Annotated in this window: 27 protein-coding genes; 18 read left to right on the top strand and 9 right to left on the bottom strand. The window is 39.1% G+C overall.

Translation table 11 applies throughout. The features are described from left to right. The first annotated feature begins 30 nt into the window (after window positions 1-30). The gene (locus CLV32_RS00660) at window positions 31-621 is read left to right on the top strand and encodes an HD domain-containing protein (RefSeq protein ID WP_133551403.1); all 591 of its coding nucleotides are present in this window, start codon (window positions 31-33) and stop codon (window positions 619-621) included. Window position 622: 1 nt separating this feature from the next. On the opposite strand, the gene CLV32_RS00655 is transcribed toward CLV32_RS00660, so the two are convergent. Next, window positions 623-1,657, bottom strand: a complete 1,035-nt coding sequence (locus CLV32_RS00655; protein ID WP_133551402.1) for a basic secretory protein-like protein — start codon at window positions 1,655-1,657, stop codon at window positions 623-625. 123 nt (window positions 1,658-1,780) lie between these two features. Between CLV32_RS00655 and CLV32_RS00650 the strand changes: the two genes are divergently transcribed. Next, window positions 1,781-2,695: a pirin family protein gene (locus tag CLV32_RS00650; RefSeq protein ID WP_133551401.1), complete on the top strand. Its 915-nt coding sequence runs from the start codon at window positions 1,781-1,783 to the stop codon at window positions 2,693-2,695. A 106-nt stretch (window positions 2,696-2,801) separates the two neighbouring features. Here the strand turns inward: CLV32_RS00650 and CLV32_RS00645 are convergent, their stop codons facing one another. The 4 genes from CLV32_RS00645 to CLV32_RS00630 form a co-directional block, all read right to left on the bottom strand. Further along, complete coding sequence (locus CLV32_RS00645; protein ID WP_133551400.1) at window positions 2,802-3,539, bottom strand: SDR family oxidoreductase; 738 nt, start codon at window positions 3,537-3,539, stop codon at window positions 2,802-2,804. A gap of 94 nt (window positions 3,540-3,633) precedes the next feature. After that, window positions 3,634-4,371 carry an SDR family NAD(P)-dependent oxidoreductase gene (locus CLV32_RS00640; RefSeq protein ID WP_133551399.1) on the bottom strand — a complete coding sequence of 246 codons (738 nt, stop codon included), beginning with the start codon at window positions 4,369-4,371 and terminating at the stop codon, window positions 3,634-3,636. Between the two features lie 85 nt (window positions 4,372-4,456). Further along, a complete protein-coding gene (locus CLV32_RS00635; RefSeq protein WP_133551398.1) occupies window positions 4,457-4,957 on the bottom strand; it encodes a hypothetical protein in 501 nt (166 codons plus the stop codon). 90 nt (window positions 4,958-5,047) lie between these two features. Then, complete coding sequence (locus CLV32_RS00630; RefSeq protein ID WP_133551397.1) at window positions 5,048-5,935, bottom strand: helix-turn-helix domain-containing protein; 888 nt, start codon at window positions 5,933-5,935, stop codon at window positions 5,048-5,050. 148 nt (window positions 5,936-6,083) lie between these two features. Here CLV32_RS00630 and CLV32_RS23450 point away from each other — a divergent pair, with 148 nt between their 5' ends. From CLV32_RS23450 to CLV32_RS00570, 12 genes are all read left to right on the top strand, one after another. Further along, a complete protein-coding gene (locus CLV32_RS23450; RefSeq protein WP_394346169.1) occupies window positions 6,084-6,311 on the top strand; it encodes a TerC family protein in 228 nt (75 codons plus the stop codon). A gap of 37 nt (window positions 6,312-6,348) precedes the next feature. After that, window positions 6,349-7,875: a hypothetical protein gene (locus CLV32_RS00620; protein WP_133551396.1), complete on the top strand. Its 1,527-nt coding sequence runs from the start codon at window positions 6,349-6,351 to the stop codon at window positions 7,873-7,875. Between the two features lie 30 nt (window positions 7,876-7,905). Then, window positions 7,906-8,244, top strand: a complete 339-nt coding sequence (locus CLV32_RS00615; protein WP_133551395.1) for a hypothetical protein — start codon at window positions 7,906-7,908, stop codon at window positions 8,242-8,244. Between the two features lie 18 nt (window positions 8,245-8,262). Next, entirely contained in the window at window positions 8,263-8,814 is a 552-nt protein-coding gene (locus tag CLV32_RS00610; RefSeq protein WP_133551394.1) for a TerD family protein, read from the top strand. An 11-nt stretch (window positions 8,815-8,825) separates the two neighbouring features. Continuing rightward, window positions 8,826-9,521 (top strand): OmpA family protein, encoded by a 696-nt coding sequence (locus CLV32_RS00605; RefSeq protein WP_133551393.1) that lies wholly within the window; start codon window positions 8,826-8,828, stop codon window positions 9,519-9,521. Window positions 9,522-9,752: 231 nt separating this feature from the next. Continuing rightward, the gene (locus tag CLV32_RS00600) at window positions 9,753-10,064 is read left to right on the top strand and encodes a nucleotidyltransferase family protein (protein ID WP_133551392.1); all 312 of its coding nucleotides are present in this window, start codon (window positions 9,753-9,755) and stop codon (window positions 10,062-10,064) included. After that, window positions 10,051-10,389 (top strand): HepT-like ribonuclease domain-containing protein, encoded by a 339-nt coding sequence (locus CLV32_RS00595; RefSeq protein WP_133551391.1) that lies wholly within the window; start codon window positions 10,051-10,053, stop codon window positions 10,387-10,389. The genes CLV32_RS00600 and CLV32_RS00595 overlap by 14 nt, the downstream gene beginning before the upstream one ends. A 76-nt stretch (window positions 10,390-10,465) precedes the next feature. Continuing rightward, a complete protein-coding gene (locus CLV32_RS00590) occupies window positions 10,466-11,401 on the top strand; it encodes an alpha/beta hydrolase (RefSeq protein ID WP_133551390.1) in 936 nt (311 codons plus the stop codon). A gap of 19 nt (window positions 11,402-11,420) precedes the next feature. Beyond that, entirely contained in the window at window positions 11,421-12,470 is a 1,050-nt protein-coding gene (locus tag CLV32_RS00585) for a serine hydrolase domain-containing protein (protein WP_133551389.1), read from the top strand. 5 nt (window positions 12,471-12,475) lie between these two features. Next, window positions 12,476-12,952, top strand: a complete 477-nt coding sequence (locus CLV32_RS00580) for a hypothetical protein (protein ID WP_133551388.1) — start codon at window positions 12,476-12,478, stop codon at window positions 12,950-12,952. A 150-nt stretch (window positions 12,953-13,102) separates the two neighbouring features. After that, window positions 13,103-14,611: a sensor histidine kinase gene (locus tag CLV32_RS00575; protein WP_133551387.1), complete on the top strand. Its 1,509-nt coding sequence runs from the start codon at window positions 13,103-13,105 to the stop codon at window positions 14,609-14,611. Window positions 14,612-14,695: 84 nt separating this feature from the next. Beyond that, entirely contained in the window at window positions 14,696-15,376 is a 681-nt protein-coding gene (locus CLV32_RS00570) for a LytR/AlgR family response regulator transcription factor (protein WP_133551386.1), read from the top strand. 25 nt (window positions 15,377-15,401) lie between these two features. Here the strand turns inward: CLV32_RS00570 and CLV32_RS00565 are convergent, their stop codons facing one another. Continuing rightward, a complete protein-coding gene (locus CLV32_RS00565) occupies window positions 15,402-15,983 on the bottom strand; it encodes an LOG family protein (protein WP_208110929.1) in 582 nt (193 codons plus the stop codon). Between the two features lie 199 nt (window positions 15,984-16,182). On the opposite strand from CLV32_RS00565, the gene CLV32_RS00560 reads away from it, so the two are divergent. After that, on the top strand, window positions 16,183-16,683 hold the full coding sequence (locus tag CLV32_RS00560) for a GNAT family N-acetyltransferase (RefSeq protein WP_133551384.1): 501 nt from the start codon (window positions 16,183-16,185) through the stop codon (window positions 16,681-16,683). 9 nt (window positions 16,684-16,692) lie between these two features. Next, a complete protein-coding gene (locus CLV32_RS00555; protein WP_133551383.1) occupies window positions 16,693-17,175 on the top strand; it encodes a MarR family winged helix-turn-helix transcriptional regulator in 483 nt (160 codons plus the stop codon). 23 nt (window positions 17,176-17,198) lie between these two features. On the opposite strand, the gene CLV32_RS00550 is transcribed toward CLV32_RS00555, so the two are convergent. Next, on the bottom strand, window positions 17,199-17,603 hold the full coding sequence (locus CLV32_RS00550) for a winged helix-turn-helix transcriptional regulator (protein WP_133551382.1): 405 nt from the start codon (window positions 17,601-17,603) through the stop codon (window positions 17,199-17,201). Window positions 17,604-17,672: 69 nt separating this feature from the next. On the opposite strand from CLV32_RS00550, the gene CLV32_RS00545 reads away from it, so the two are divergent. After that, a complete protein-coding gene (locus CLV32_RS00545; protein WP_133551381.1) occupies window positions 17,673-18,488 on the top strand; it encodes an SDR family oxidoreductase in 816 nt (271 codons plus the stop codon). Between the two features lie 10 nt (window positions 18,489-18,498). Here the strand turns inward: CLV32_RS00545 and CLV32_RS00540 are convergent, their stop codons facing one another. Both CLV32_RS00540 and CLV32_RS00535 read right to left on the bottom strand, forming a co-directional pair. After that, window positions 18,499-19,902 (bottom strand): serine hydrolase, encoded by a 1,404-nt coding sequence (locus CLV32_RS00540; protein WP_133551380.1) that lies wholly within the window; start codon window positions 19,900-19,902, stop codon window positions 18,499-18,501. A 446-nt stretch (window positions 19,903-20,348) separates the two neighbouring features. Beyond that, complete coding sequence (locus tag CLV32_RS00535) at window positions 20,349-21,506, bottom strand: hypothetical protein (RefSeq protein ID WP_133551379.1); 1,158 nt, start codon at window positions 21,504-21,506, stop codon at window positions 20,349-20,351. A gap of 541 nt (window positions 21,507-22,047) precedes the next feature. Between CLV32_RS00535 and CLV32_RS00530 the strand changes: the two genes are divergently transcribed. Continuing rightward, complete coding sequence (locus CLV32_RS00530; RefSeq protein WP_133551378.1) at window positions 22,048-25,104, top strand: SusC/RagA family TonB-linked outer membrane protein; 3,057 nt, start codon at window positions 22,048-22,050, stop codon at window positions 25,102-25,104. Window positions 25,105-25,109 lie beyond the last annotated feature (5 nt).

Below are 25,109 nucleotides of genomic sequence, written 5' to 3'. Positions count from 1 at the left end.
GTATATTTGAGCATCAAATAACAAAACGGGATGGAAACGGACGATCTGTTGAAGCAAATAGCATTTATAAAAGAGATTGATAAACTAAAATATATTCAACGAAAAACTAGATTATTCAATAGCGAAAGAAATGAAAACGATGCCGAACATAGCTGGCATCTCGCGATGATGACTATTGTTCTCGCACAACATTCTGACCAGCGGATAGATGTGTTAAAGGTTTTGAAAATGGTGTTAATTCACGACATTGTGGAAATTGATGCCGGTGATACTTTTATCTATGACACTGCTAAAAACCATACCAATACTGACGAAGAGCGTTTAGCAGCTGAACGCATCTTTGGGCTTCTGCCCAAAGAACAAGCAGACGAGTTTATAGATATCTGGGAAGAATTTGAAGGTGGCATCACAGATGAGGCCAGGTTTGCCAGGACAATGGATCGACTTGAACCATTATTGCAGAACACCTCAAATAATGGAGGTACATGGGCGGAATTTGATGTGCCTTATCAACAGGTCTACAACAAGAAGATCGCAATCAAAGATGGCTCCAAAACAATCTGGAACTTCGCTGAAGGATTGTTAAATGAAAGCGTCGAAAAAGGTATTCTGAAAAAATAAACTATATTCTTTCTTTGCCACTATATTTCAAGGTCAGATCTGGATTCTTTGCGTAATCATCCCAAAGCTCGTCAAGTGTCTTACCCGACAGCTTAATCCATGTGTCGATGGTATAGGTGTGGTTTCTTAATTCTTTGTCTATTTGGACAATCATTCCTGGCTTAACTTTTTGATCTATCCATTCAAAAAAGCGTGCGGTTATACGGTAGCTATTTTCGTATTTTTTTTCATTGTGTTTAGATGTAAGAGCCGGTAACATCCATTTTGACCCAATGTTGTCTACGCCATAACGATAACGGATAAAATCTGCAATCCCTTCTGTTAACCAAACAGGGCCAGCTCCATACCCGTAGCCCTGTACCAGATGCATACCTTCATGAGTAACAATATCGATATCAGTTGGATGGGCATTCATGTAAGTAGTACTAAATAAAATGCGGTTTCCACTAGCTTCAGCGACACCCTTATAGGCAGTATCGGTTACAAAAACCACATCGTGCGTTGTCTTATCGTTAAAAGTGCCTACTAGCAGAGGGAAAACTTTGAAATACGTGTCGATCAATTCTTTCTGAATCACAGGATTAAAAGCAGAATTTTTATTGATGAAAACTAGTTGGTATTCATCTTTTTTGACGGTATCAACAGAAGTCCAGTTTTGGTGGAGTGCTTGCTCAAGCTTAGTCTGAAAGGCACTGAAATTTTCCCTCTTTTTAATCCACTGACTATTTACTATTATCTCGCCTGGCATGGCCTTCACCGTAAAATTTTTAGCGGTGTCAATCACACGCATGCTTACTTCTCTTTTTGTACGATAACCGTCTGCCGCAGCAAAGCCAGGGTAGGTAGCTATAAAGGCGGCATTTATCTGTGTCGTATCCAGCTTAACTTTTGTAAGATTTTCAATTTTCAGGGTGTAGGGACGTGGCTCGTTACGACGACGTGGTTGGGCTGGTGTGCCAGTAGTTGCCGTAGTCTGTGCAACGGCGGCAATAGAAAAGGTTATTAAGAAAGTCAGGCCTGATAGTCTTTTTAACATTGTTTGATTATTTGCTGTAAAAATAGGTGAATTGTGATTGGTCTGCTGTAAAAATGAAGCTACAACTTTATTTTATCTATTTTTATAGATAAAGAATACCTCGTACAACTTATATTTATTGTTATGCTAGATATAGTAATAGAATCCCGTCAGGCCGAAATTACCTCGGGTTTTGCCGTTAGGCGCATTCTGCCGTATCAACTTAGAAGAATGGTGGGGCCTTTTATATTCATGGATCACGGTGGACCAATAAGCATCCCGAAGGTGGCAGCTACCAACCTGGATGTATTACCGCACCCACATATCGGTCTCTCTACAGTAAGTTATTTATTTTCCGGTAACGTGACACATCGGGACAGTCTTGGTGTAGAGCAAATTATTAGGCCGGGAGAGGTGAACTGGATGACTGCGGGAAAAGGTATCTCACATAGCGAACGCTTTGAAGATCCTGCGATGCTTGCGGGTGGTGAACTAGAGATGATACAAACATGGGTAGCGCTACCTGAAAAAGACGAAGAGGGAGACCCTTCCTTTAAAAACTACACAGCAGAGCAACTGCCGGTATTTACCGACAAAGGTATCTGGATGCGTCTCATTGCCGGGGATGCGTATGGATTAACCAGTAATGTGAATACAACATCACCACTTTTTTATGTACATGTAATTCTGGATCAGGGTGCCCGCTTTGGTTTGCCAACGGGTCATAGTGAGCGGGGAGCTTATATTGCAAAGGGTAGTGTTGAGGTTAGCGGCATTACTTATAACTCAGGTAAACTGCTGGTATTTACAAAAGGGGTAGATCCACTAATTATAGCCAAGGAGCCCACTACATTGATGTTACTCGGCGGTGAACATCTTGGCGAACGTTACATCTGGTGGAACTTTGTGTCGAGTCGTAAAGAACGTATTGAACAGGCTAAGGAAGATTGGAAACAAGGCCGTATTATTTTGCCTCCCAACGATAATCATGAATTTATACCATTACCACTTGATAAGTCAAAACCAGCAGGTGGACCACCTCCCGGAGCGCTTTCGTAATCACAGAACGATCTGTAGATAGTTATTAGACTTTATTTTAAAGACTGCCTGTATGCCCCTGTAGACAGCTGTTCGCTGTTGCGTTTCATCACCCCAATATAATTTATTAATCTTGTATTGTAGGACGGATCACAATGTCGCCAACATCTACATGACCAGGCTGAGAAACAGCATACACAACTGCACTAGCTATATCTTCGGGACTGATTGCGATTTTCGTCGATCGGTCTCTAATGGCCGCCTGTATGGCAGAATCCTTCATATGATTTGCCAATTCGGTTTTCACAAATCCCGGAGAGATCCCCGTTACGCGGTATTGCCCAGCAGATTCCTGACGCATGGCCTCAGTAATGGTACGTACTGCATTCTTTGTCCCCGCATAAACTGCCATCAGCGGAACAATCTGAATCCCTGCAGTTGAAATAATATTAATGATGTGCCCTGATCCCTGCGCCTTAAAAACAGGCATTACGGCCGCGATCCCAAATAGTACTCCTTTGAGATTTATGTCAATCATTTCTTCCCAATCTTCTACTTCAAGCGCATCAAGTCGAGATAAGTGGGCGATGCCGGCATTATTAACGAGCACATCAACGCGTCCGAATTTACTTTTGCCAAAAGAAATTAATTCGACCAAATCGCTTCTCTTTGTAACATCGGTTTTCAGATATACAGCTTCACCACCCGCGACGATGATGCAGTTTGCAAGTTCCTGAATGCGTTCGGTACGTCTTGCCGCTAACACAACCTTTGCGCCTTGTCTGGCAAGTGCGATTGCCGTAGATTCTCCAATTCCACTGCTAGCCCCGGTAACGATAACTACTTTTCCTTTGATATTTTTCATGTCTATTTTTTACAATACAAAGGTTAGACAGTTGATCGGGAATTATGTAGCCAAAAGTGCAAAGGTTGTAGTCAAAAACGTGTTCATTTGCTATTTACCAGGGACTGATACCTGTTTCAGGGGCGTTATCGTCGCTAAAAAACTGTCCTGTCAATCCATCAGCTCTTAATACGGCAGCTTTCACTAATCTTGCTGCAGCATCTTCAATAGTTCCAGGGCCAGAATGGTGATTGAAGTCTGTAGCTGTGTAACCCGGATCAACGGAATTCACTTTGAAATTCGTATCACGAAGATCGTAAGCCAACGAGATCGTATAGGCGTTAAGCGCGGCTTTGGAAGCCATGTAGGCAGCTGCTTTAAATGGATAGTATTTCCAGGTTGGATCTTTATGTAGCGTAAGCGAGCCTAATCCAGAAGTAACGTTCACAATCCTTGGTGCATCTGATGCTTTGAGCAGATCAATAAATACTTGCGTTACCGAGATCACGCCAAAATAATTGGTTTCAAATACCTGCTTAAACACTGCTGGATCTGTGTCTAGTGGACCTTGGGGCAGAGCTCCTGACACTCCAGCATTGTTGATCAACACATCCAATACCCCAGTCTTACCGCCAAGCGTAATTCTGGCAGTTTTAATAGATTCGATATCATCTACATCAATGACTATGGGCTCTACGGAGGTTAAATCTTCTGCATGTAGTTGCTGAACTGCTGCTTCTCCCTTTTTAAGATCCCGGGCACCCAGATATACATAATATCCCTGTCGTAATAACTGTCTTGCGGTTTCAAAGCCTATACTTTTGTTTGCACCTGTAATAAGTACTGTTTTCATGGTCCTAAATTTTATAATGCAAATCTACCGTAAGCGTTTATTGGATTATAACACATTGAACGGTATTGATGGTACATTTTACGGGTTATGATTTTTTAAATGCTTCCAGAGTGTCATCTATCAGCGGGATAATTTCCGAAAATTTACTGGTTAAATTTAAAACGGCTCTTTTTAAATCCCCCTGGTACAGTGGGATCGATCCCTCCATTAAGGTTAATGGGCCAAGGTTTATATTTGCGTTTTCCCAGGTATGTTGCTGACTCTGGAATCTTAGACGAAATTGCTCCGCGAATTTTCTACTTTGTATTGCATAACCTTTAAGCTCCCTTAGTTTTAACGCATGAATGTTATAGCTTATTTTCTGGTCAATAATCGTCTGGTCATTTATCCAAACTGAACAGAAAATGCGCGTTTTCGCAGTAAGGGGATCTTCTATTTGGTTAGTCCACTGTTTTTTATAGAGTTTGAGGCATACAGAATCCAGAAAAATACCCGCATTAATGGAAAGATCTTCCGGAAGTAGTTCTTGTTGCACCAGTTCCTCAGCTACCTCTCGGAAAATACTTAAATAAATTTCATGGTCCATATTTCAATCGTCTTGTAATTAGCTAACTAACCAAAAGTACTTAAATAAAAAGATTTCAGTAGATCTGACTGATATTAGAATTAATTGAGACTAATAGTATATGTTGCGGGTATTTATTCTATACGCTAATGGGGTAGAGGCCGTTTCCCTTTTAAAAAAACGATTGAAGTAGGAGGCATCAGCGAATCCAAGCTCAAAAGCAATCTCTTTTAAAGAGCGCTCTGTGTGAAAGAGCAATCGTTTGGCTTCGAGTACCAACCGTTCATGGATATGTTTAATTGCCGGTTTTCCGCTTTGTGTTTTTACCGTTTCACTCAAATGCCCCGCAGAAATATTCAGTAACTCGGCGTAGCTACTTACTTCATGAAGTTCGCAGAAATGCGTATTGATTCTGGATTGAAAATTCCTCAGGAGTTGTTTTTCGGGCGAGGGTATACGGTCTTTCAGCTGTTCCTGGTAAATACGACTTAGGTACGTCATCAACAGCGTCAAATATGCGGTTAACATTCGTTGCTGCCATTCACTTGGTTCATTGTACTCTGCAGTAATTTTGCTCAGCATATCTTCAACAAAATTCACGTCTACACTATTGAGCCGTAACTCATGTGGCTGCTGGGTATCCTGGATTAGCGGTAGCTGACTTAACGATGCGCTTTCCTGTAGCGACAAGAACTCCTTGGTAAAGGCAATCCCGGTACTCCATAATTCATCAGCTCCTTCTTTTACTATAATTTGTCCGGGGCCTAAGAGATAAGCAGTGTTATCTTGTAGATTATAAGGGATCATGTCTATCCACTGTCTTGTGCCGCCCTGCCTCATAAAAACGAACAGATAATGGTCTTTGCGATGGGGTATTAGCAAGTCTCCCTGGCTTGGCAACGTGCCTTCAAAATGATATAATCTAAAATTCCTATTGCCACTTTCATCTGCTTCCAATGAATAAATAGGCAATTGCTGATCTGTATTAAGGAGTTGCATTAATCAAACCTACGGAATTATCAAGAAATATAAGATAATGAATTCTTGCCAAATGTAAATAATAAGTCAAGTAGCTAGTTTGTTGTGTAAACCGTTGTATGACAATATTTTGTATTAAATTACGGTTTACGGTTTCCCGTAATTCGCTATCCTCGGATTAAGAGCACTTTTCTTCCTGCTAGACAACTTCATTCATTTGTTCAGCAAACTCAAATATGGATTAGCAATTATTCTATCCTTTATTGGGTTAAAAATGATCATCGCACCATTTTATCATATCGAGTCCAGTTATTCCCTGCTGGTGATCGGAGTAGTATTAATGCTATCTGTATTGCTTTCAATGATATTCCCGGAAAAGCCAATTGAGGAAGAATAGAATCAAACGAACTAATAACAATCTTAAACTAAATTAAATGAAAAAGAATTACCCGGCTTTTAAGCTAGCACTCACATTAATTGTAGTCATTGGGATCTATGGATGTAAAAGTTCCAGTTCAACTAAGGATCCGTTTTCTGAAATTGATCCATATGGACCAGGTCTGGGAGACCGGATTGAAATTTATCATAATGCGGTGCTCGCAAACATGGATAGCAACAAAAGTAGCAATTCGGCTCTGTATATCGATTTTTCCGCAGGAATGCATACGGCATTCTCCAACCCGGAAATCAAAACATTGCTAGGTGATTGTTTTAATGCAGTTCTGGCAGACAAATTTCAGGTCTATCAATTGGTTAGCGGAGCAGTGACACCATTGGCTGTAATCAATTCAACCGAACTTGGTCAAAAGGTTAATGATCCAAAAGAATACCTCAATACCCGAGCTCCAATTCAAATGGGCGTTGAAAAAATCGTTTCGTCGAACAGCGATGCGCTGCTAATCACAGATTTTGAGGAATTCCAAAATGATAAAGAAGTAACAAATACTGCGTATCTGAAAATACCATTTTCGAAATGGCTCACTAAAGGCAATTCTATACATTTCTACGTTGCAGATTATCAGGAAGGTAAAGTAACTAAGCATATATATTTTACCTTGTTCAGTCACGGAACACCGAATCCTCAAAGCCTGCTTACTAAGCTACAATCAAAACTCGGCTTGTTAAAAACAAAATTTGAGCTCTCTACAAAAGCCTATAAACTGAGTACAGACTATGCGACTGAAAAGTCAGGTGGTATTTTCAGCGATCCCAATGGCAAATCAGCTGTCAGTAAAAATATTCTGGACTTGAAAAACACTTACGTAAATGGAATAAAAAAAGGAAGTAACTTCGAATTCTATCCTTTGGGGGTGGACTGGAAGACAATCGACGAACTTCATAAAAGCTATAAAGAGCAAAGCCAATTTAATGATTTTTTCAGGAGGCTATTTATTGATTTAAGCAATGATGATAGCTATATATATGGGGAGTTCGATGTAAAAGTATACGACGCTTCAGCAGAGTTTTTACAGTTTGCCAAATCACAGGAAGTTAAAAAACATAAGCCTAAACTAACAAAGGGAAGTGACGGCGAATCAAAATTTGCTGATGATGAAACAGATCCAATAGCAATGGAATGTTATAACCCGGATGGCTCGATAAAAGCAGAATGGATATTCAAGCCTCAGAATCCTGTACAACAAACTGAAGTATTTACACTCAATCAAAATCTATTCAAAAACACCAGAAGCACCGATAAAAAGAAAACTGAGTTCGGTGTATCATTCGACCCGCAATTTAAAATAAGTAATATCCAAAATCCTGAGGGTTTGCTACGTGTCGATATTGTAGTGAAAACCGCTCAGCCAAATCTTTCGAATCCGATTCTCGATCATTTTAAATGGATCAATATTGCTGGCGCGCCAAATACTGCTCTTCGCGAATCAATTGTGAACACACTTCAAGAGCTCAAGCCTGAGAACAAAATAGTTTACTCATACTACATCAAAACAAATCAATAGTTAATCGCAAACACTCTAATAAACAATATTATGCAATCCGTATCCGCTTACATCATTTCAATTTCTATCGCTTTTGTTTTTTTACTCACTGCTGCATTTATCTCAACAGCTATCAAATTTGAAGGGGGAAGCAGACCTAAAGATCCCCAGAAACGAAAAACCTGGTTCTGGATCCTGGCACTCCTTAATCCTGCAGTAATTTTTCTTTTGGGATATTTTGTTTTCATACCAGATGCTAATATCATGGTTGTAAACAAATACGTATCTGCCTTAGGAATAGGTACTGCAATAGGCTTTTTGATTTATATCGTCGCCGGTTTTGTATTGAGCAAGATATTCAAAAATGGCAAACTCGGTCACTGGTTTTAATCCCAAATAGAAAATATCATGGATAAATTATTTGTTATCGCCATCGGTGGTACGGGAATGCGCTGCCTGGAATCTTTTACACACTTATGCAGTATCGGCATGTTCGACAGTGAGGAAATCGAAGTCCTTACATTAGACACAGATCAAAATAATGGGAATAAAGCAAGGGTAGAGGAGTTGGACCGATATATCTTAGGGGCCATCGATGATCCTGATGGTACCAGAAGTGATGGTGAGGATGATGAAGATATGTTTATTGATCTAAGTAAAGTCAATGCTGGTATAGAACAAATCATAATCTGCTGCACCATCTGCAAGTATCCACACGATAACAAGAAAGACAGGAGAACGCTGGATCTTAATTTCGGTCAGGTAGACTATTGTTATATCCGGATCGTCAACGAATTAAATGGTGAGGAGATTATCCGGTATGACTTGAAAGATCAATACACTAATGAAGATGCTGTAGAATTTGGCCGACTGTTTAGAGTTGGCGACAGCTGGGAGTTTGAAGCAATGGGCAGAGCGCATACAGGCAGCCTGCAGACATTGGTAGATATGTACACTTAAAATAATAAGATATGGCATTCAATTTAAACAAGAATGATGCTCCTGAAGCATCCGCTACAACGAGCTCAAAATTTGAGCTGTCAAAAACTACCACAGCTCCCGACGCAACTACGCCGGATCAGCCTAAGAAATCTAATGTAATAGGCTACTTAATAATTGCGCTCTTACTTATTGGTGGAGCAACCTGGTATTTTCTATCGTCAAAGTCGTCTCTAGCGAAGAAAAACGACGCTGTCGTAACCGCCAATAAACCTGCTGTTGATACATCATATGCGGCTCAGCCTTCCATATCGACGAATACGGTTGTTGAGAATGATTCTCATGTATCTGCCGCGATTTCAACTGTTGCAAGCAACTCGGGTAAAAATGTGATACGCAAAATACCTGTTTTATTTGCATCTGGAGCAACAAATTTCAGTGATGTTGATCCATTAGTAGTAAACGAAATCCTGAAATCATTATCCAGTAATTCGGAATTATCCGTTGAGGTACTTGGTTATGCAAGTAGTGAAGGTTCGATGGCGATAAATCAATCTATTTCTCAGGCCAGAGCAAATGCATTTAAAGCATACTTGATTTCCAAATCAATTGCACCGAATCGCATAATAGTCGTGGGAAAAGGCACTGAAAACCCAATTGCTTCTAATATCACTGAGTCGGGAAGGAAAAAAAATAGAAGAGTGGAAGTTAAGTTCCACAGTATTTGATTTTACTGTAATGCGCGCATTGCGCTAGGCTAACCTAGTTTTAATAAGTTCCCGATAATTCACGAAAAATCATTGCTGCCCCTTGGAAACAAGGGGCTTTAAACCAATTGTCATTTACTATAAGAAATTATGGTAACAACACTTGGAATTATTAATGAGATAATTTTCATTAGCTGATCTATAAATCAGTTTACATTTTAGTTGTGTTAAATATTTTAGTTATCTTTGGTTATGCATGCGGCAGTTCAAAACAAGCAGTCCTTAATTTTTTTACTTAAAGAGAATGGCCAACGCCTAAGATCTTTTGGTGTCTTAACTTTGAGCTTATTTGGGTCTTTTATTACTGGCAAATTGCATGCTGACAGTGATGTTGATCTCTTAGTAGAATTTGATCCGGAAAAAAAAAGTTATGATAATTTTATGGACTTGTCATTCTTTCTTGAAGAATTGTTAGGCAGAAAAGTTGAAGTTGTTACGCCACAGTCTCTTAGTAAATATATCGGTCAACATATTATAAATCAGGCTGAAAATGTTTCCTTCTAACATTGAACTATTACGACATATTTTAGACGAAACATCCTTTATTATTGATTCCACGACGGGAAAAACTAAGGAAGACGTAATTAGCGATCCAATTCTTTCAAGGGCACTAATAAGAAGTCTTGAAATAATAGGTGAAGCAACTACTAAAGTTGATCCAGACTTCAAATATTTGTATCCTCATGTGGAATGGCGAAAAATGTCTGGCATGAGAAATCGATTGATTCATGATTATTTTGGTATCGACTACGATATTGTTTGGGATATTATTGTATCGAAGGTTCCTGATCTTAAAAATGATATAAACGATATAATTGCAGAAAACTAGAGTATTAAACTCAAAACCATCATTGTGGTAACAATTACAATTATCTAGTCTTTATTAATCAATTCTATACCAAATAATGTTCTCTAAAAAAAACTTACTGCTCCTTATACCGATCTGTTTCTTTTTTCAATCCATATGCGCACAAACTCTTTATTCAAGAGCGTATGGAAAGCGGATTAACCCTGCCATTATATATGTACATGGTGGTCCAAGGGGAAATTCCACATTATTCGAGGGAACGACTGCGCAAACACTGGCCGACCTTGGTTTCTATGTTATCGCCTATGATAGACGCGGTGAGGGCCGTTCCTCAGATCCGAGCGCCAGGGTTACGTATGCGGAAGCTATAAATGATCTTAACGGACTAATGGCTCAATATAAATTGAAAAAAGTTAGTCTTATCGGTCATAGCTTTGGCGGCCTTGTCTCTACTTTATTTACTCAGCAGTACCCACAAAAGGTAGAACGACTAATCCTCGTCGCAGCACTTTTTGCTCAGCAAGAGAGTTATGACCATATCCTCAACAGCGCTACAGTGGAGGCATTTCAAAAAGAAGATACCTTAGTGCTAAAGAAAATCGCGCTAATCAAAACTCTGGATACCGCGAGTGCCAAATATCGCCAATTGGTATATGAGCTCGGTTCAAGCTTTGGCTACTTCAAAATGCCGAACCCAACAAAGGAATCTATATCGGTCAACAGATGGTATGAAACAGGTGTTTTTTTTAAGCAAAATATACGTAATGATCAGGCACCGATCTTGTTCTATCAAAATGAACCGCGTCGTAATATCGATACAAAAAACATTTTAAGTGCACTTCCTGGCAGGGGCGTCAAATTATTCGGTATCTACGGCCAAAACGATGGGATTTTCTCTAAAAAACAATTATTGGATCTCAAAAAGATAATAGGAAGTAATAACTTGTTTTTAATAGACAATTGCTCACATTATCCATTCGTCGATCAACAAAGTGTCTTTCTAAAAGACGTGAAAAGTATCATGCTTAAATAAGTCAAATACAAGCTACATAATGAAATTAACATTTATCGCTCTACTATCACTCATTTCAAGTAGCTTATTCGCTCAGGAAATCAATAAACGAAACATAGATAACTACCTGAGTTATGTTGAAGATAATACCGGAGGAATCGGTAGCGTATCAATTTTTAAAAATGGAAAGGAAGTCTATAACAGAAGCTTCGGACAGGGCAAACTGAAAAGCGTAACCTATAATAGAGATACCAAATATCAAATTGCTTCGGTAACGAAAATGGTTACCGCGATTTTAATAATGAAATTAATTGAAGATGGGAAACTGACATTAACTACCAAATTAGCTGATTTTTATCCCGAAATATCCAATTCAAAGAAAATTACGATCAAAAATTTGTTGGGGCATACAAGCGGACTAGGTAATTTTGCTATCAGAGACGGCGCTATCTGGGTGATCGATAAAGTAACTGAGCAGCAAATTCTCGATGAAATCAAAAAGCAGGGTGTAAGCTTCGAGCCAAATGAAAAGGTCGCTTATTCAAACTCAGCATATATCTTACTAAGAACCATCATTGAGCGGAAATACCAACAGCCCTATAATAAAGTAGTAGAGCAAGAGATAACAAAGCCTCTTCACCTTAAAAACTTTGCTTCTGTAGAATCCCATCCCTCCAACATATTCAAATCTTATAAATTTTCGGGAAATTGGACCGAAATTAAAGATATCGAATACACAAATGTGATAGGCGTAGGAGATATTGCAAGTACTACCAAAGACTTAAATACGCTTATTACAAAATTATTTCAATATAGGATTCTGAAAAAAGAAACCCTGGAATTAATGCAACCTATTCCCGGTAAAGAAGACTGGGGAAGGGGATTGGCATTATTTCCATACGATGAAAACATTTTTTTTGGACATAGTGGCGACGTGCTCGGATCTCATGCCAGACTTATATATAACCCAAAAGACAACATTGCTATCTCCTATGCAACCAATGGAGAAAGAATTCCAACAAATCTTTTTGTAGAAAATATTGTCAATATTCTTTATAACAAAGCTTTTAGCTTACCTGAAATAAAATAAAATTTATGCGTTTACCTACGGTAAGTCCCACAAGAAAAGGATTTCTGATTGGAGGATTTGTCACACTGCTCATTAGCACTTGTGTTATTTTTCCGATCCAATACGGAAAAGCTAGTTTTATTGATGAGTTTGGCTATACCTATTTGACCTTATCGATTTCGCTGTTTCTGCTCTTGTTTGGCTTTCTGGGCAATAATTTCTTCAAAGGGATTTTGTTTTTAGTCATCAGTTCGCTTATTGCTACGGTGTTATTTTATGTAGCATTTCCACCCGCTCCGTTCGCGTTTTTTATTGCATTTTGGTTAGGTATTCCCTCCGGCATCGTTGCTGCCTTACTATTTATGATCATCAATTTCTGGGCCCTTCAGGATATTAAAAAATATAAGCTACCTAAACAGATCGCAGTTTATGCAATTATCCTGCTAGTCGTTTCTATCTTATTTGGATACGGGGGCGATTGGTTTTACGAACTCACGAAATAAATTCAATGAATCCATTGTAGATTTTTTTTCAAAGCTTTATCTGTTCGATTAAAGAATTGACTGCTCTTTATCACATTTTTCAGCATGTTTGTCACATTTTTAGAATGGACAGTATAATCATCATTAAAATTGCTTTATCAAAAATTAATTATGGAAATCAAAAACTTACAAAAAATTGAATTCTGGGTAGCAACGGCAATATATCTCTCTGCTATCTTTTTTATGGTGATCAACGTAGATCGTGACAGCCACTCGGGTATGTTCTACAACTACAGGATTTCTGCTTTTAGGGATGCAGGAGTCAATTTTTCTTATTTAGCCAACTATGTACTGCCGAAGCTATTCAATTCCACCTTATTATATCTCGTCTTCTTGTTTCTGAACTTCTATTTGCTCCCGGCCATGATTAAGGGAACATTCCTTACATTCCATACATTTTTACTGATCTCCATAATTTGTTTTTATGGCTTAACCACCAGTATCGGCTACACGTATTCGCAAGCTTTCCTGCTGGTAGAATACAACAATATCAACGAAGCTTATGTACATCTTTTCGTAAAAGGATATGCCTATGCCATTCAGATGGCCTTAATTATTACGCTATATGTGTTGACAAAAACTTACGGACCAAGAATAATCAGCTACATAGATCAGAAATATCAATATCCAAGGGTTCTTCAGGAATGTACAGTTGCATCTGTAGTCTGGCTTTTCGTATTATTCTTCCTCGCCACGCAAGCCGATAAAGATGATTACGCAATAGCATGGACTTTTCTTGTTCCACTCGGAATTTTGCAATATGGATATGCCTACTATCGCCTAATACCCCATCTGAAAAGTATGAATATTGGTTTTTGGGGATATGTGTGGCGAAATTTTTTAGCAATCGCATTAATAAGTGGATTTATTTCTATGGTTGCCACAATACTATATCATGATATCTGGCCAGTGATGTTCGCATTCAACATGGGAATTCATTGCTTGATCACAACTCCATTTACCTGGATTATCTATCACTATCGAACAAAAAACAGGTCAGAAATCAATCACCTAAAGACAGAATTAGTTAAATCTGACGCCTCATTGAGTTTCTTACAGTCGCAGATCAATCCGCATTTCTTGTTCAACGCGCTAAACACACTTTACGGAACTGCTTTACAGGAAAATGCAGAAAGAACTGGCGAGGGCATCCAGAAGTTGGGAGATATGATGCGATTTATGCTTCACGAAAATGTTCAGGATAAAATTTCACTTACACGGGATATTGATTATCTGGAAAATTATATCTCTCTTCAAAAGTTAAGAACCTCCCGATCTGCAGACATTGCGATTGATACACAGATTGATGAACAGCTTAGTCATTTTCAAATCGCTCCAATGCTGTTAATTCCATTCGTAGAAAACGCTTTTAAGCATGGCATCAGCATACAACGACCGTCATACATTAAGGTGAGTCTGCAGACAAAAGAAAATATCCTGTATTTTGATGTGCACAATAGCATTCATATCAAATCAGATAACGACCCCGAGAAATTAAAGAGCGGGATAGGTTTGATCAACGTGAAGCAGCGTTTAGCGTTGCTTTATCCCAATAAACATGAGCTGATTATCCGGGAAAGTGCAAAAGAATTCTTTATTCATCTGACTATCCAGCTTTAATGATGCTTAAAACAATATTATATAATAGCACAATACTTTATCTTTGATGAGTAACGTAAAAAGAGGATTTTAGAAATCAAATTAATGATTGCAATTGCCATAGATGACGAGCCGATCGCTTTGGATGTTGTGCAAACACTTTCAAAAAAAGTTCCTTTTTTAACATTAGAAGCAACTTTTACCAATGCATTTGAAGCAATTACCTATTTGCAACAACACAAGGTTGATTTAATTTTTCTTGATATTAAAATGCCTGATATTAGCGGCATAGATTTTATGAAAATATTAAGTAAGCCACCTATGGTGATTTTTACAACCGCTTACAGCGAGCACGCAGTGCAAAGTTTTGAGTTAGATGCGATAGATTATTTATTGAAGCCATTTTCTTTAGCCCGATTTTTAAAAGCTTGTAATAAGGCAAAAGAATTATTGAATTTACGCAGCCAGGGATCGGAAAATAAAGTCGATTTTATTTTTTTTAAGGATGGTTATGAGCAGGTTAAGGTGCTTTTGTCTGAGATCATGTACATCGAAGCATCAGGAAATTATACCCAGATTCATCTGGCTGGCGATAAATTACTGAGCTCACGAATTACGATCAACGAAATGGTAGACCTCCTGCCAAGCTGGCAATTTGTGCGCACACACCGGGCATTTATCATATCAAAAGATAAGATCAGCAAGTATGATCGGGTACAGGTGTGGATTGGTAATCAGGTTATCCCAATCGGTAGCACGTACAGTGATTGCTTGAAAGAATTGTGATCGCCGTCTGGTAAAACGCTTAACACTATACCTCTTCCTTTGATATCCATTTCCCAACTGCCGGGGCTATGTAATTGCTCATTTTAGCAAGTAATTCGTCAATGTTATCACTAACTAACACCATATCCTTGTTGACTAACTTCAAGAAACCTTTGGACACCATTGTATCTAGTAAGGCCAGCATTTCATCATAAAACCCGCCAATGTTTAAAATTCCAATTGGCTTTTTATGCAGGCCTAGCTGAGCCCAGGTCAGCATTTCAAAAAACTCTTCCAACGTTCCGAATCCTCCCGGTAAAGTAATTACGCCATCGGTAAGGTCGTTCATTTTGGTTTTTCGCTCATGCATGGTTTCCACCAAAATCAGCTCAGTTAATCCGTTATGGGCTATCTCTTTGTTTTGTAAAAAATGAGGCAGCACGCCAATTACTTCTCCGTTATTTTCTATCGCGCCATTTGCAACAGCACCCATCAGTCCAACATTTGCACCACCGTATACTAAACCAATAGCTCTTTCGGCTAAGGTTTTGCCTAATAAGTAGGCCTGCTCTTCATATTCCTTTTCGGTTCCAAAGCTAGAGCCACAAAATATTGTTATCCGTTTCATTAATCTTAAAATTTATCCGCTCAATGAGTTGTTTCATCATTCAACCCATACTCATGCCCCCAAATCTACACATTTATTTTTTTGCGGTATTTTCCGTCATTCCGATCAATTTACAAGTGAGATTATTTTTTAAAAATGGTTTTTTATTATTATATATGTAGTCAACTACGTATATTTGAACATAAATTAGATCACCTTTATGGAACCTATAAATTTAACTATCAAGCCAATATTTAACGACGATTGCCAACACGTAATTGATCTGGTATTACCAATTCAACAAATTGAATTTAACGTCCCCGTAACCATTGAGGATCAACCCGATCTGCTTGATATTGAAACTTATTATCAGAAGGAGGGTGGCAATTTTTGGGGTGCTAAGATTAATGGTGAATTGGTGGGTACAATCGCTCTGCTAAATATCGGACACAATGCAGGAGCCCTCCGAAAGATGTTTGTCAAGAAAGAATTCAGGGGCAGGGATTATGGTATAGCACAACAACTGCTGAAGACTTTGATCGCTTACTGTAATTCAGAAAATATAACTGACATTTATCTAGGTACGGTGGATGTGCTGAAAGCGGCGCATCGGTTTTATGAAAAAAACGCCTTTAACCCTGTAGCAGTTGCTAACCTCCCGGCTTATTTTCCAAGGATGACGGCCGACAATAGATTTTATCACTTACATTTAGATGTTTAAAGAAACGCTATGAATGTAATTGATGAATCGGGCATCCTGGCAATTTCTACGAGGTTACAGCGTTTGAGCGAACAGATCCGGAAAGATGGTTTTCTGGTTTACAAGGCCAATGGAATCAACTTTGAGCCAAAGTGGTTCCCTGTGATTTACACCTTGCACCTGAAACCCGTATTAAGCGTGGTTGAGCTTGCTGTGGAAATCGGATATACACATCCTTCAACCATTACTTTATTAAAGGAACTGGAAAAGGAGAAGCTGATCCGGTCGAAAAAGGATAAACATGATGAACGTAAGCGATTGCTGCAACTGTCGGATAAAGGGAAAAAGCTGGTTGAACAAATGCAGCCGGTTTGGGCTATAATTATGGAGGCAATTACCGAGCTTACCGATACTCAAAATAACCTGATGAAGGCTGTTGTTGAAGTTGAGCAACAGTTAGCGCAAAAGAGTTTTTTTGAAAGGGCTAAAGCAATCATGACGAAAACCGCTTAGTCTGAATAGCATAATCTAATGCGTTAAGAAGTTTCGTCAATCTGTATAGATTTTTCAGTTCGTGTCTTGATTATCTCTTCTCTATGTCCTTTTCCCCATTTGATCATTTCCAGGATGATATTCCCGAATGTCTTACAGTAGGAGGTCGAATTATATTCTACTAATACTGGTGGTCCCTCAAAAACGGTGCGTTTAATCAATCTATTCAATTCAAGATCTTTTAGCTCCCTAGATAGCATACGGGTAGTTATCCCAGGGATGCTGCGTTCTATCTCACGGAATCTTTTGTTTCCGTTACAAATAGAATTGATGATTGGCAGACGCCATTTGCCACCTACTACATAAATGCAGTCTTGTAGCGCCTGTATTTCTTCGGCCTGGTTACGTGGGTTAGAGAGTATGCTCGCTGCTTTTTTCACTGGTATCATCTGTTATACTGGTTACAAAGTTATATCATTTAATCTTTAGTTTTGCTTCATAATTTAAAATTTCAAGAAATGAAAAAGACAATATTTATTACAGGTACAAGCTCTGGGCTTGGAAAACTTACCGCTAAATATTTTGCTGAGCAAGGATGGAATGTAGCTGCGACCATGCGTAGCCCAGAGAGAGAAACAGAACTGAATGCTTACGAGAATATCAAAATATTTAAGCTAGATGTCACGAAGAAAGATGAGGTAGAAACAGCAATAGCGGACGCGCTGAAAACGTTTGATAAGATCGATGTTGTAGTTAATAACGCTGGAATGGGAACTTACGGAGCACTTGAACTGGCCAATGAGGATGATATTGACTGGCAGTTTGCTGTAAATGTCCGCGGACCGATCAATGTAATACGGGCAATCTTGCCGCACTTTCGCGAGATTGGTGGAGGTAAGATCATCAATATCAGTTCATGGATGGGACTTACAACAGCCGTTCCTGTCGGATCGCTCTATAACATGTCGAAATTCGCATTAGAAGGGTTAACAGAAGGTCTTTATTATGAACTCAAACCATTAAACATTGATCTGCATCTGATAGAGCAGGGGGGATCTTCCGATAACAACTTTCAACATAATATAACCTGGAACACCAATCCGTCAATTAACGCTTATGATGCCATCGTTAACAAGGTTAAAGAGGTGTTTGCCAATTCGGATCGCGGTTTGGATGACCCTATGGATATCGTCAGCGTGATTTACAGCCTGGCTACCGGCGAAAACAAGAAGTTCAGAAACGTCATCGGGAAAATGGGCAATGATCTGCTCGCCATGCGCAGCGCTTTACCAATTGAGCAGTATTTGGAAAATATCGCTTCTAACTATGGTTAATCATAGGCTATTATTGCAAAAACTTCAGGATTGCACTCCCAACTTTATCGGGGCCGTTTTCCGATGCCGAATTTGTTAATACCACGACACCGATTTTTTTATCTTTAAGGTAACCTATATAACTGGTAAAGCCACCTGTACCGCCATTGTGCCAAACCAATGTGTCTCCATTTTTGGTAGTTGGCATAAACCAATTAAGGCCAGTTATTTCATTAGCTTCTTTAAAAGTTTCCCTGTGTGATAAAGCTATTGCAGGTAAAACTTCCCTTATGTTGGCGGTCAGATACGCTACCATATCATTCAGGGTAGATCTGATCCCGCCAGCCGGGCTAGAGCTTGCAAGATTCCAATGTGGAGCTTCGGCTCCATTATTGTAACCCGTGGCAAAATTAGTCAGCTGTTTTTCCGGTATTTCTATATAGGTATTGCTCATTTTTAGCGGAGCTGTTATGTATTTTTTCAACAGTTGGGTGTAAGTCTGTCCATATACCTTTTCTAAAATAATGCCCAGCACGGCAACACCTGTATTGCTGTATTCCTGAATTTTGCCGGGAACAGATGCTAGTTTTACCCGCGCCAGATAGTCATAGTACATTTCTTTGCTATAGTGTTTGTAGGGATCTTTTTCATTATAGCCAGGCGTTGAGCGTAAATCATCAGGTAATCTCGGTAATCCTGAAGTATGGTTAGAAAGTTGTTTGACAAGAATAGGCTTACCTTCAAGCTGTAAACCTGAGCACTTAGCTGGAAGGTACTTACGGATATCGTCGTCTAATTTTATTTTACCGTCTAAAACTGCCTGTGCCAATATGATACCTGTGAAAGTTTTAGATATAGATCCAATTTCAAAAATAGTTTTGTTATCGGGTAACTTCGCGGATTGTTTGTCAGTTTCTCCATAATGGTAGTAATAAACTTCAGCACCTTTAATAACCGCCACAACAGTTCCCGCGATATCTGGATCGCTCATCAATCCGCTGACGGCTTTATCAACCTCTTGATCTAACTCAGTGCCTTTTTTATTATCGTTTGCCACAGGAACTGATCGCAGCGCTTTGGCTTTAAACGGCCTGAAGGCAAAACCATCTATCTGTGATTTTTCGTTACATGCTATAAGCATACTCAATATGCCTTTTTCGAAAGTAGTTTTATAAACCTTGAAACCGTCACTATCCCCAGTATATTTGGTTAATGTGATGTTTCCAAGAGCAGCTGTACGAGCCAGGAAAGCGGTAAAGTCTTTTTGATTGATATTAGTCTTAAATTCAGGAGAGAGGAGGTTGTAAACAGAAGTATAATCGGCACTATTAAATCCCTTAGTCAAGTCAGAAATAACATGCTCATATATAGATTTGTCTTGTGCCTTAGCAGTTAACGTTGCAAAGAATAAAAAGAAGCATATATATGTTTTCATGTGCAAAGACGTATTTATCTATAAATGTATACAATTTGCTTTGTAATAGAAATAATCATTGTCACATCTATAATTTTTAGCCCATTAAGAATTTTTAAAGGTCTGAAAGCGGACATTTTTAGACGACTTTCGGCCATTTCCGTACAACTTCAGGTCGTTATTCGTCATTGATATGCGGTATCTATATATTTAATTCATGAGATAAAATAACCGATAAATAGATTAGATTAATCATAGCAACAACACCGAAAAAATTATGGAATAGGGTCAAAATTGGATCTAAAATCAGATGTTCACATGATAGCCACCTGATGCCGGTCTTGTCCGCACATCGTTCGGCCAGATCCGAAAAAATCACCAAGAAAGTGGTCTGGAAACTGAGCACCTAATTACTAAGTAAATTAAGTGTTTTGGGCTGAAAGTTATTTAGTCAGGACGGTCACGCACTAGTTAAACAACACGATTGTGGAATCTGGATTCCTTAAAAGAATGCTTTTCTCATCCAGAAGCTTTCGCAGTTTTTGATCAGGTAACGAATCCAAAAGCACGTTTTTGAGGTAGTATTTTTTGTTCCTTGCACCCTGCATCAGGTTTACAATTTTACATTTGCAACTGCTGTTTTCAATTGTGTTCAGCACTTCTTTGGTTTCTGCCTGGTCGGCTATTTTCATGTAGACTTCCCTGATACCGATCACATCGTTGTATTCGCCGGTATCAAAGTTCCATGATGCAGAAATCACACTAGTATACTTGTTGTCCGAATTTAACCGCATCAACGAAAGCCTTGGAGATTCGATCTCATCTCTTTCATTGCTCACATAAGAATGGATAGATACAACATCCCTATTTTCATACTGCATGAAACCTTCATGGTTGAAATTTGCCCCATACCGCTTAAATAGGAAATAACCGTCTTTGAAACGAACATCAATAATATTGGTAACAATCTGATGGTACCTGTTTTTCTCCGACCGGCGGGCCTGTGGACTCCCAATATACACAAGCCATGTCCCTACCAGTTTATTAATCTCTGGCGGAGTTGGTTTATATACTCCAATTTTCATATCATGCGTTAGCACCTCTATTTTATTACTGATTTTATAACTGTAATAAGATAACGTTATACAGCATATCAACAATAAGAGGGTTGCAATCCTCCAGAATTTAGGTTTGAAATAGAATGAGGTGTGCGTAGGTGCTGGTTCGTTACACTGTGCCTCAACCAGCGCTTGATCGACAGGCTGCTGCTCAAATGCTTTTCTCCCTATCCCATATAAATAGATATAACAAGCGTCTACCAGAAATGGACGCGGATTAGACACCATTCCATTCCAGGCGTCTTTGATCTGCCCACCCGTAATGTCATACTTCAAGTTTGGGTAGGTCGAATTTTTTGAATGGCGGTCAGGAGAATAAGGATCATGTCCCAACGTCTCTGAAGTTTCAGGCAGGCGGTTACTAATCTCGCTAAGTACCCTGGCGAGCTCCTCGTAATTTTTGCGGTTGGTATTCCGTTTCACTTCAATACCAGTAAGTTTTTCATACTTTGCAAAAACTTGAGTAAGCAGGTATACGATCTCTTCTTTGCCTGTCTTAAGACTCATTTCTAAAATTCATTGAATTGTCCAATATCAAAGTTAATAAACATTAGCAAAAAGAAGTTTTTTAGCAGATATTTCTAGAGATACGCCTTGGCAATAATTTTATCTGTTTTTGATTTATATGATAAACGTAAAATCTTGATATTTATATTTTTATATATTTTTCGGAAATATGTGTTTAATTTCAGAAATCACATTTCACATTTCTAAATCTGGATTTGTAGCTAATTGTAAAAAATCCCTCTTTAATTAGTAAACCAAATTAACAGAGACTCGCAGTGCCGGTCAAAGACCTTGAGATTAAGAAATTTCAACCTATCGATGCAGCGTGACATCCATTAATTGGCAATAACCAAAATATAAACTTATTGATTTTTGTATGAGCAGAATTAATTCCAGCTAGGCTGATGCGTTCCCGATCGGGTTGAAGTCCTGACGAACCTTAAGCCCCCAATCTATCAAATCAGCTTTAACAATTGGAGAACGCGTTCGAGCATTCCCAACAATGGAGTACGATCTAATACCTAACCATTTATAACCAAATATGAACAAACCATACTTTTTTAAAAAGATGTATTCGGGTTTTTTGAGTAGCCACAGGTATCTCATACTCGTTTTACTCGTATTAATAACTCTCGTTACCCGGGCTTCAGCACAACAAGCAGTCACGGGTACCGTCAGGGACTTTACCACTAAAGAACCCCTTAGTGGAGTAGTTGTGAAAATTAAAGGGAACAGCAAGGCCTCCGTGACTAATAACGACGGCAAATTCAGTATCGTGGCACAGCCCTCCGAAACACTTGTTTTCTCCTATATCGGCTATACCCAAAAGGAAATCACTGTCGGACAGGATAGAATCATAAACGTGATGATTGAATCCAATACTGCTACGCTAAATGATGTTGTGGTAGTTGGTTATGGAACTCAGCGGAAATCTGACCTCACCGGAGCAGTTTCTAAGATTGATATGAAAGTCTTAGATGAGCGTCCACAAACAAACATCGTCAATGCCTTACAGGGCGCAGTGCCGGGACTTAATATTGCAATTACAGGTTCAAATGCTGAAGGAAGTTCCTCCACCACAAGAATCAGGGGAGACAAATCAATTACGGCAGATGCAAGGCCGTTGATCATATTAGATGGAATTCCATTTGACGGTGCATTTTCTGAACTCAATCCAAATGATATCCAGTCCATAGAAATATTGAAAGACGCTTCTTCTTCAGCTATCTACGGTGCAAGAGGTGCAAACGGGGTAATCATTATTACCACAAAAAAGGGAAGTGAAGGAAAACTAAGCATTACCTATGATGGCTTTGTATCTTTTGACAGAACTATAAATATTCCTTCTTTGATGGATGGCGAAACGTTCTGGAAATATAAGATCGAAGCTTTAAAGGCTGCCAATACGACTACGCCAACAACAGCAAATCCAGAACCATGGCTGGGAACCATTACCCCAACTGAGTTAAGAATGCATAATGCAGGACAATCTACAAATTGGATTGATGTAGCCACACAAGATGGATTAAAACAACAACATAATCTCTCTTTTAGCGGTGGAAGTAAAGGAACTAAATATTTCGTGTCATTCAACCACTCAAATATTGAGGGTATCGCATTGAATGATGAATTTACGAGAGACAATTTCCGGGTTAATTTAGACCAGGCACTAACATCATGGCTCAAGTTTTCTACCAATACACAGATGGGGAGATACGTAAGGGATGGCTTTCCGCCTGAGTTTGGAAGGGCCTTCAGAATGAATCCACTCTCTGAAGCATACGATGCCAGCGGTAAAATCAGGCTTTCTTCCTGGGAAGATTCCAGTGTAGCATTTGCGAAGAACCCTTTAAGTGCTATTAACGAGGTGAATAGCGATAAAACGATTAAGGTAATTACGAATAACTCATTGGATGTAACGCTTCCATTTATCCCTGGATTAAGTTATAAATTAAATACCGGATTCACTTTCCAAACCAACAATTACAAGAATTATCGGGGCAGGAATACCTATGAGGGAGCCCAGTCGAACGGAGAACTGAATACAAGCAACTCGGAGAACAACGATTGGATTCTTGAGAATATCTTAACCTATAAACGTGATTTCGGCAAGCATCGTGTTTTTATTACTGGTTTGTATTCATCTCAAAGTAAAACAAATGACAATAACGCCGTTACGGGTAAGGACTTTCCTAATGACGTACTTACATACTACCAGGCATCTAAAGCTGGCACACTTGCAGGAACTTCCAGCTATTCAAAGCTAAATCACGAATCTCAAATGTTAAGGGCTAACTATTCCTACGATAGCAGATACCTGCTTACAGCTACCGTTCGTCGCGATGGGTTTTCAGCATTTGGCTCAAATACCAAGTTCGGAACTTTTCCATCCGTAGCCCTGGGGTGGAATGTCTCTAACGAAGGTTTCTTCAAAAACTCTGCTGTTTCTAATGTGCTTTCCAACTTGAAATATCGGTTATCCTGGGGTAAAAATGGTAATGAGGCCGTAAATGCCTACGTTACCTTGCCTAATCTCGCCACGTTTAACTATTTAAGTGATGATCACAAAGCTTTATATGGTTTCTACCCTTCACAACTAGCGTCACCAAACCTCGGTTGGGAAACTACAACTTCAACGAACACAGGACTGGATTTCGAACTGCTGAAGGGTAAAATTACAGGTACCGTTGATGCCTACTGGTCAAATACATCAGACCTGCTGCTGAGCAGAACAATTCCTTCCATCAATGGAACCAGTTCAATTACCGAAAACATTGGCAAAACTTCAAATTCGGGATATGAAGTTCAGTTGACTTTCAATATCATGCAGAGAAAAGACTTTACGTGGTCATCAACTTTGAACTATTCACACTACAATACCAAAATTAAAGATGTAGGGATCTATGACCAAAATGGAAACCCTGTTGATGATGTTGGTTCGAGATGGTTTATCGGGCAGCCGATCAGTGTTAACTATGATTATGTATTTGATGGCATTTGGCAGATTACCAATGCTGCAAACCCGACCGGGCAGCAGGATCCGCGTTATATCTATTCGATTCCTGGGAATGTGAAATATTTAGATGTGGATGGTGTGAATGGAATTACTACTGCCGACAGGCAGATCATAGGCCGAACAATTCCTGATTTCACCATGAGTATGCTCAACTTTTTTACTTATAAAGACTTTTCCCTGAGCTTTTTCCTTAATGGTGCTAAAGGTATTACTGCACGTGATGTTCTGTTAAACGAGAATGATATGTCTTATCGGCAAAATGTATTGAACAGGGAATTCTGGACACCTGGCAATCCGATCAATACTTACCCGAAAAATGACCTGAATGGTGCCGTTAATCCACTAAAATCAGGCTACTATCGTAAAACGGACTATATCAGGTTACAGGATATCACTTTTGGCTATAAACTACCCGCTAAGCTAATCAGTAAAATACATTTCGATCGGTTAAGTGTGTTTGCGAACATTAAAAATTTGGCAACCTGGACAAGCTGGAAGGGCTTGGATCCTGAATTTATTGGCAATCAACTTGCTGCCCCGCAGACAAGATCGTATGTGCTTGGGGTGAAAATTGGATTATAATTTAA

The sequence above is a fragment of the Pedobacter duraquae genome, from assembly GCF_004362245.1.
Classification (GTDB): Bacteria; Bacteroidota; Bacteroidia; order Sphingobacteriales; family Sphingobacteriaceae; genus Pedobacter; species Pedobacter duraquae.
Note: the sequence above shows the minus strand (reverse complement) of the source record. Positions and strands in the feature narration are given on the sequence as shown.

What these genes read in the sequence shown, in the direction of transcription:
- CLV32_RS00660 (WP_133551403.1), top strand. Translation starts at nt 31, where the DNA reads ATGGAAACGGACGATCTGTTGAAGCAAATAGCATTTATAAAAGAGATT.
- CLV32_RS00655 (WP_133551402.1), bottom strand. Translation starts at nt 1,657, where the DNA reads ATGTTAAAAAGACTATCAGGCCTGACTTTCTTAATAACCTTTTCTATT.
- CLV32_RS00650 (WP_133551401.1), top strand. Translation starts at nt 1,781, where the DNA reads ATGCTAGATATAGTAATAGAATCCCGTCAGGCCGAAATTACCTCGGGT.
- CLV32_RS00645 (WP_133551400.1), bottom strand. Translation starts at nt 3,539, where the DNA reads ATGAAAAATATCAAAGGAAAAGTAGTTATCGTTACCGGGGCTAGCAGT.
- CLV32_RS00640 (WP_133551399.1), bottom strand. Translation starts at nt 4,371, where the DNA reads ATGAAAACAGTACTTATTACAGGTGCAAACAAAAGTATAGGCTTTGAA.
- CLV32_RS00635 (WP_133551398.1), bottom strand. Translation starts at nt 4,957, where the DNA reads ATGGACCATGAAATTTATTTAAGTATTTTCCGAGAGGTAGCTGAGGAA.
- CLV32_RS00630 (WP_133551397.1), bottom strand. Translation starts at nt 5,935, where the DNA reads ATGCAACTCCTTAATACAGATCAGCAATTGCCTATTTATTCATTGGAA.
- CLV32_RS00620 (WP_133551396.1), top strand. Translation starts at nt 6,349, where the DNA reads ATGAAAAAGAATTACCCGGCTTTTAAGCTAGCACTCACATTAATTGTA.
- CLV32_RS00615 (WP_133551395.1), top strand. Translation starts at nt 7,906, where the DNA reads ATGCAATCCGTATCCGCTTACATCATTTCAATTTCTATCGCTTTTGTT.
- CLV32_RS00610 (WP_133551394.1), top strand. Translation starts at nt 8,263, where the DNA reads ATGGATAAATTATTTGTTATCGCCATCGGTGGTACGGGAATGCGCTGC.
- CLV32_RS00605 (WP_133551393.1), top strand. Translation starts at nt 8,826, where the DNA reads ATGGCATTCAATTTAAACAAGAATGATGCTCCTGAAGCATCCGCTACA.
- CLV32_RS00600 (WP_133551392.1), top strand. Translation starts at nt 9,753, where the DNA reads ATGCATGCGGCAGTTCAAAACAAGCAGTCCTTAATTTTTTTACTTAAA.
- CLV32_RS00595 (WP_133551391.1), top strand. Translation starts at nt 10,051, where the DNA reads ATGTTTCCTTCTAACATTGAACTATTACGACATATTTTAGACGAAACA.
- CLV32_RS00590 (WP_133551390.1), top strand. Translation starts at nt 10,466, where the DNA reads ATGTTCTCTAAAAAAAACTTACTGCTCCTTATACCGATCTGTTTCTTT.
- CLV32_RS00585 (WP_133551389.1), top strand. Translation starts at nt 11,421, where the DNA reads ATGAAATTAACATTTATCGCTCTACTATCACTCATTTCAAGTAGCTTA.
- CLV32_RS00580 (WP_133551388.1), top strand. Translation starts at nt 12,476, where the DNA reads ATGCGTTTACCTACGGTAAGTCCCACAAGAAAAGGATTTCTGATTGGA.
- CLV32_RS00575 (WP_133551387.1), top strand. Translation starts at nt 13,103, where the DNA reads ATGGAAATCAAAAACTTACAAAAAATTGAATTCTGGGTAGCAACGGCA.
- CLV32_RS00570 (WP_133551386.1), top strand. Translation starts at nt 14,696, where the DNA reads ATGATTGCAATTGCCATAGATGACGAGCCGATCGCTTTGGATGTTGTG.
- CLV32_RS00565 (WP_208110929.1), bottom strand. Translation starts at nt 15,983, where the DNA reads ATGAAACGGATAACAATATTTTGTGGCTCTAGCTTTGGAACCGAAAAG.
- CLV32_RS00560 (WP_133551384.1), top strand. Translation starts at nt 16,183, where the DNA reads ATGGAACCTATAAATTTAACTATCAAGCCAATATTTAACGACGATTGC.
- CLV32_RS00555 (WP_133551383.1), top strand. Translation starts at nt 16,693, where the DNA reads ATGAATGTAATTGATGAATCGGGCATCCTGGCAATTTCTACGAGGTTA.
- CLV32_RS00550 (WP_133551382.1), bottom strand. Translation starts at nt 17,603, where the DNA reads ATGATACCAGTGAAAAAAGCAGCGAGCATACTCTCTAACCCACGTAAC.
- CLV32_RS00545 (WP_133551381.1), top strand. Translation starts at nt 17,673, where the DNA reads ATGAAAAAGACAATATTTATTACAGGTACAAGCTCTGGGCTTGGAAAA.
- CLV32_RS00540 (WP_133551380.1), bottom strand. Translation starts at nt 19,902, where the DNA reads ATGAAAACATATATATGCTTCTTTTTATTCTTTGCAACGTTAACTGCT.
- CLV32_RS00535 (WP_133551379.1), bottom strand. Translation starts at nt 21,506, where the DNA reads ATGAGTCTTAAGACAGGCAAAGAAGAGATCGTATACCTGCTTACTCAA.
- CLV32_RS00530 (WP_133551378.1), top strand. Translation starts at nt 22,048, where the DNA reads ATGAACAAACCATACTTTTTTAAAAAGATGTATTCGGGTTTTTTGAGT.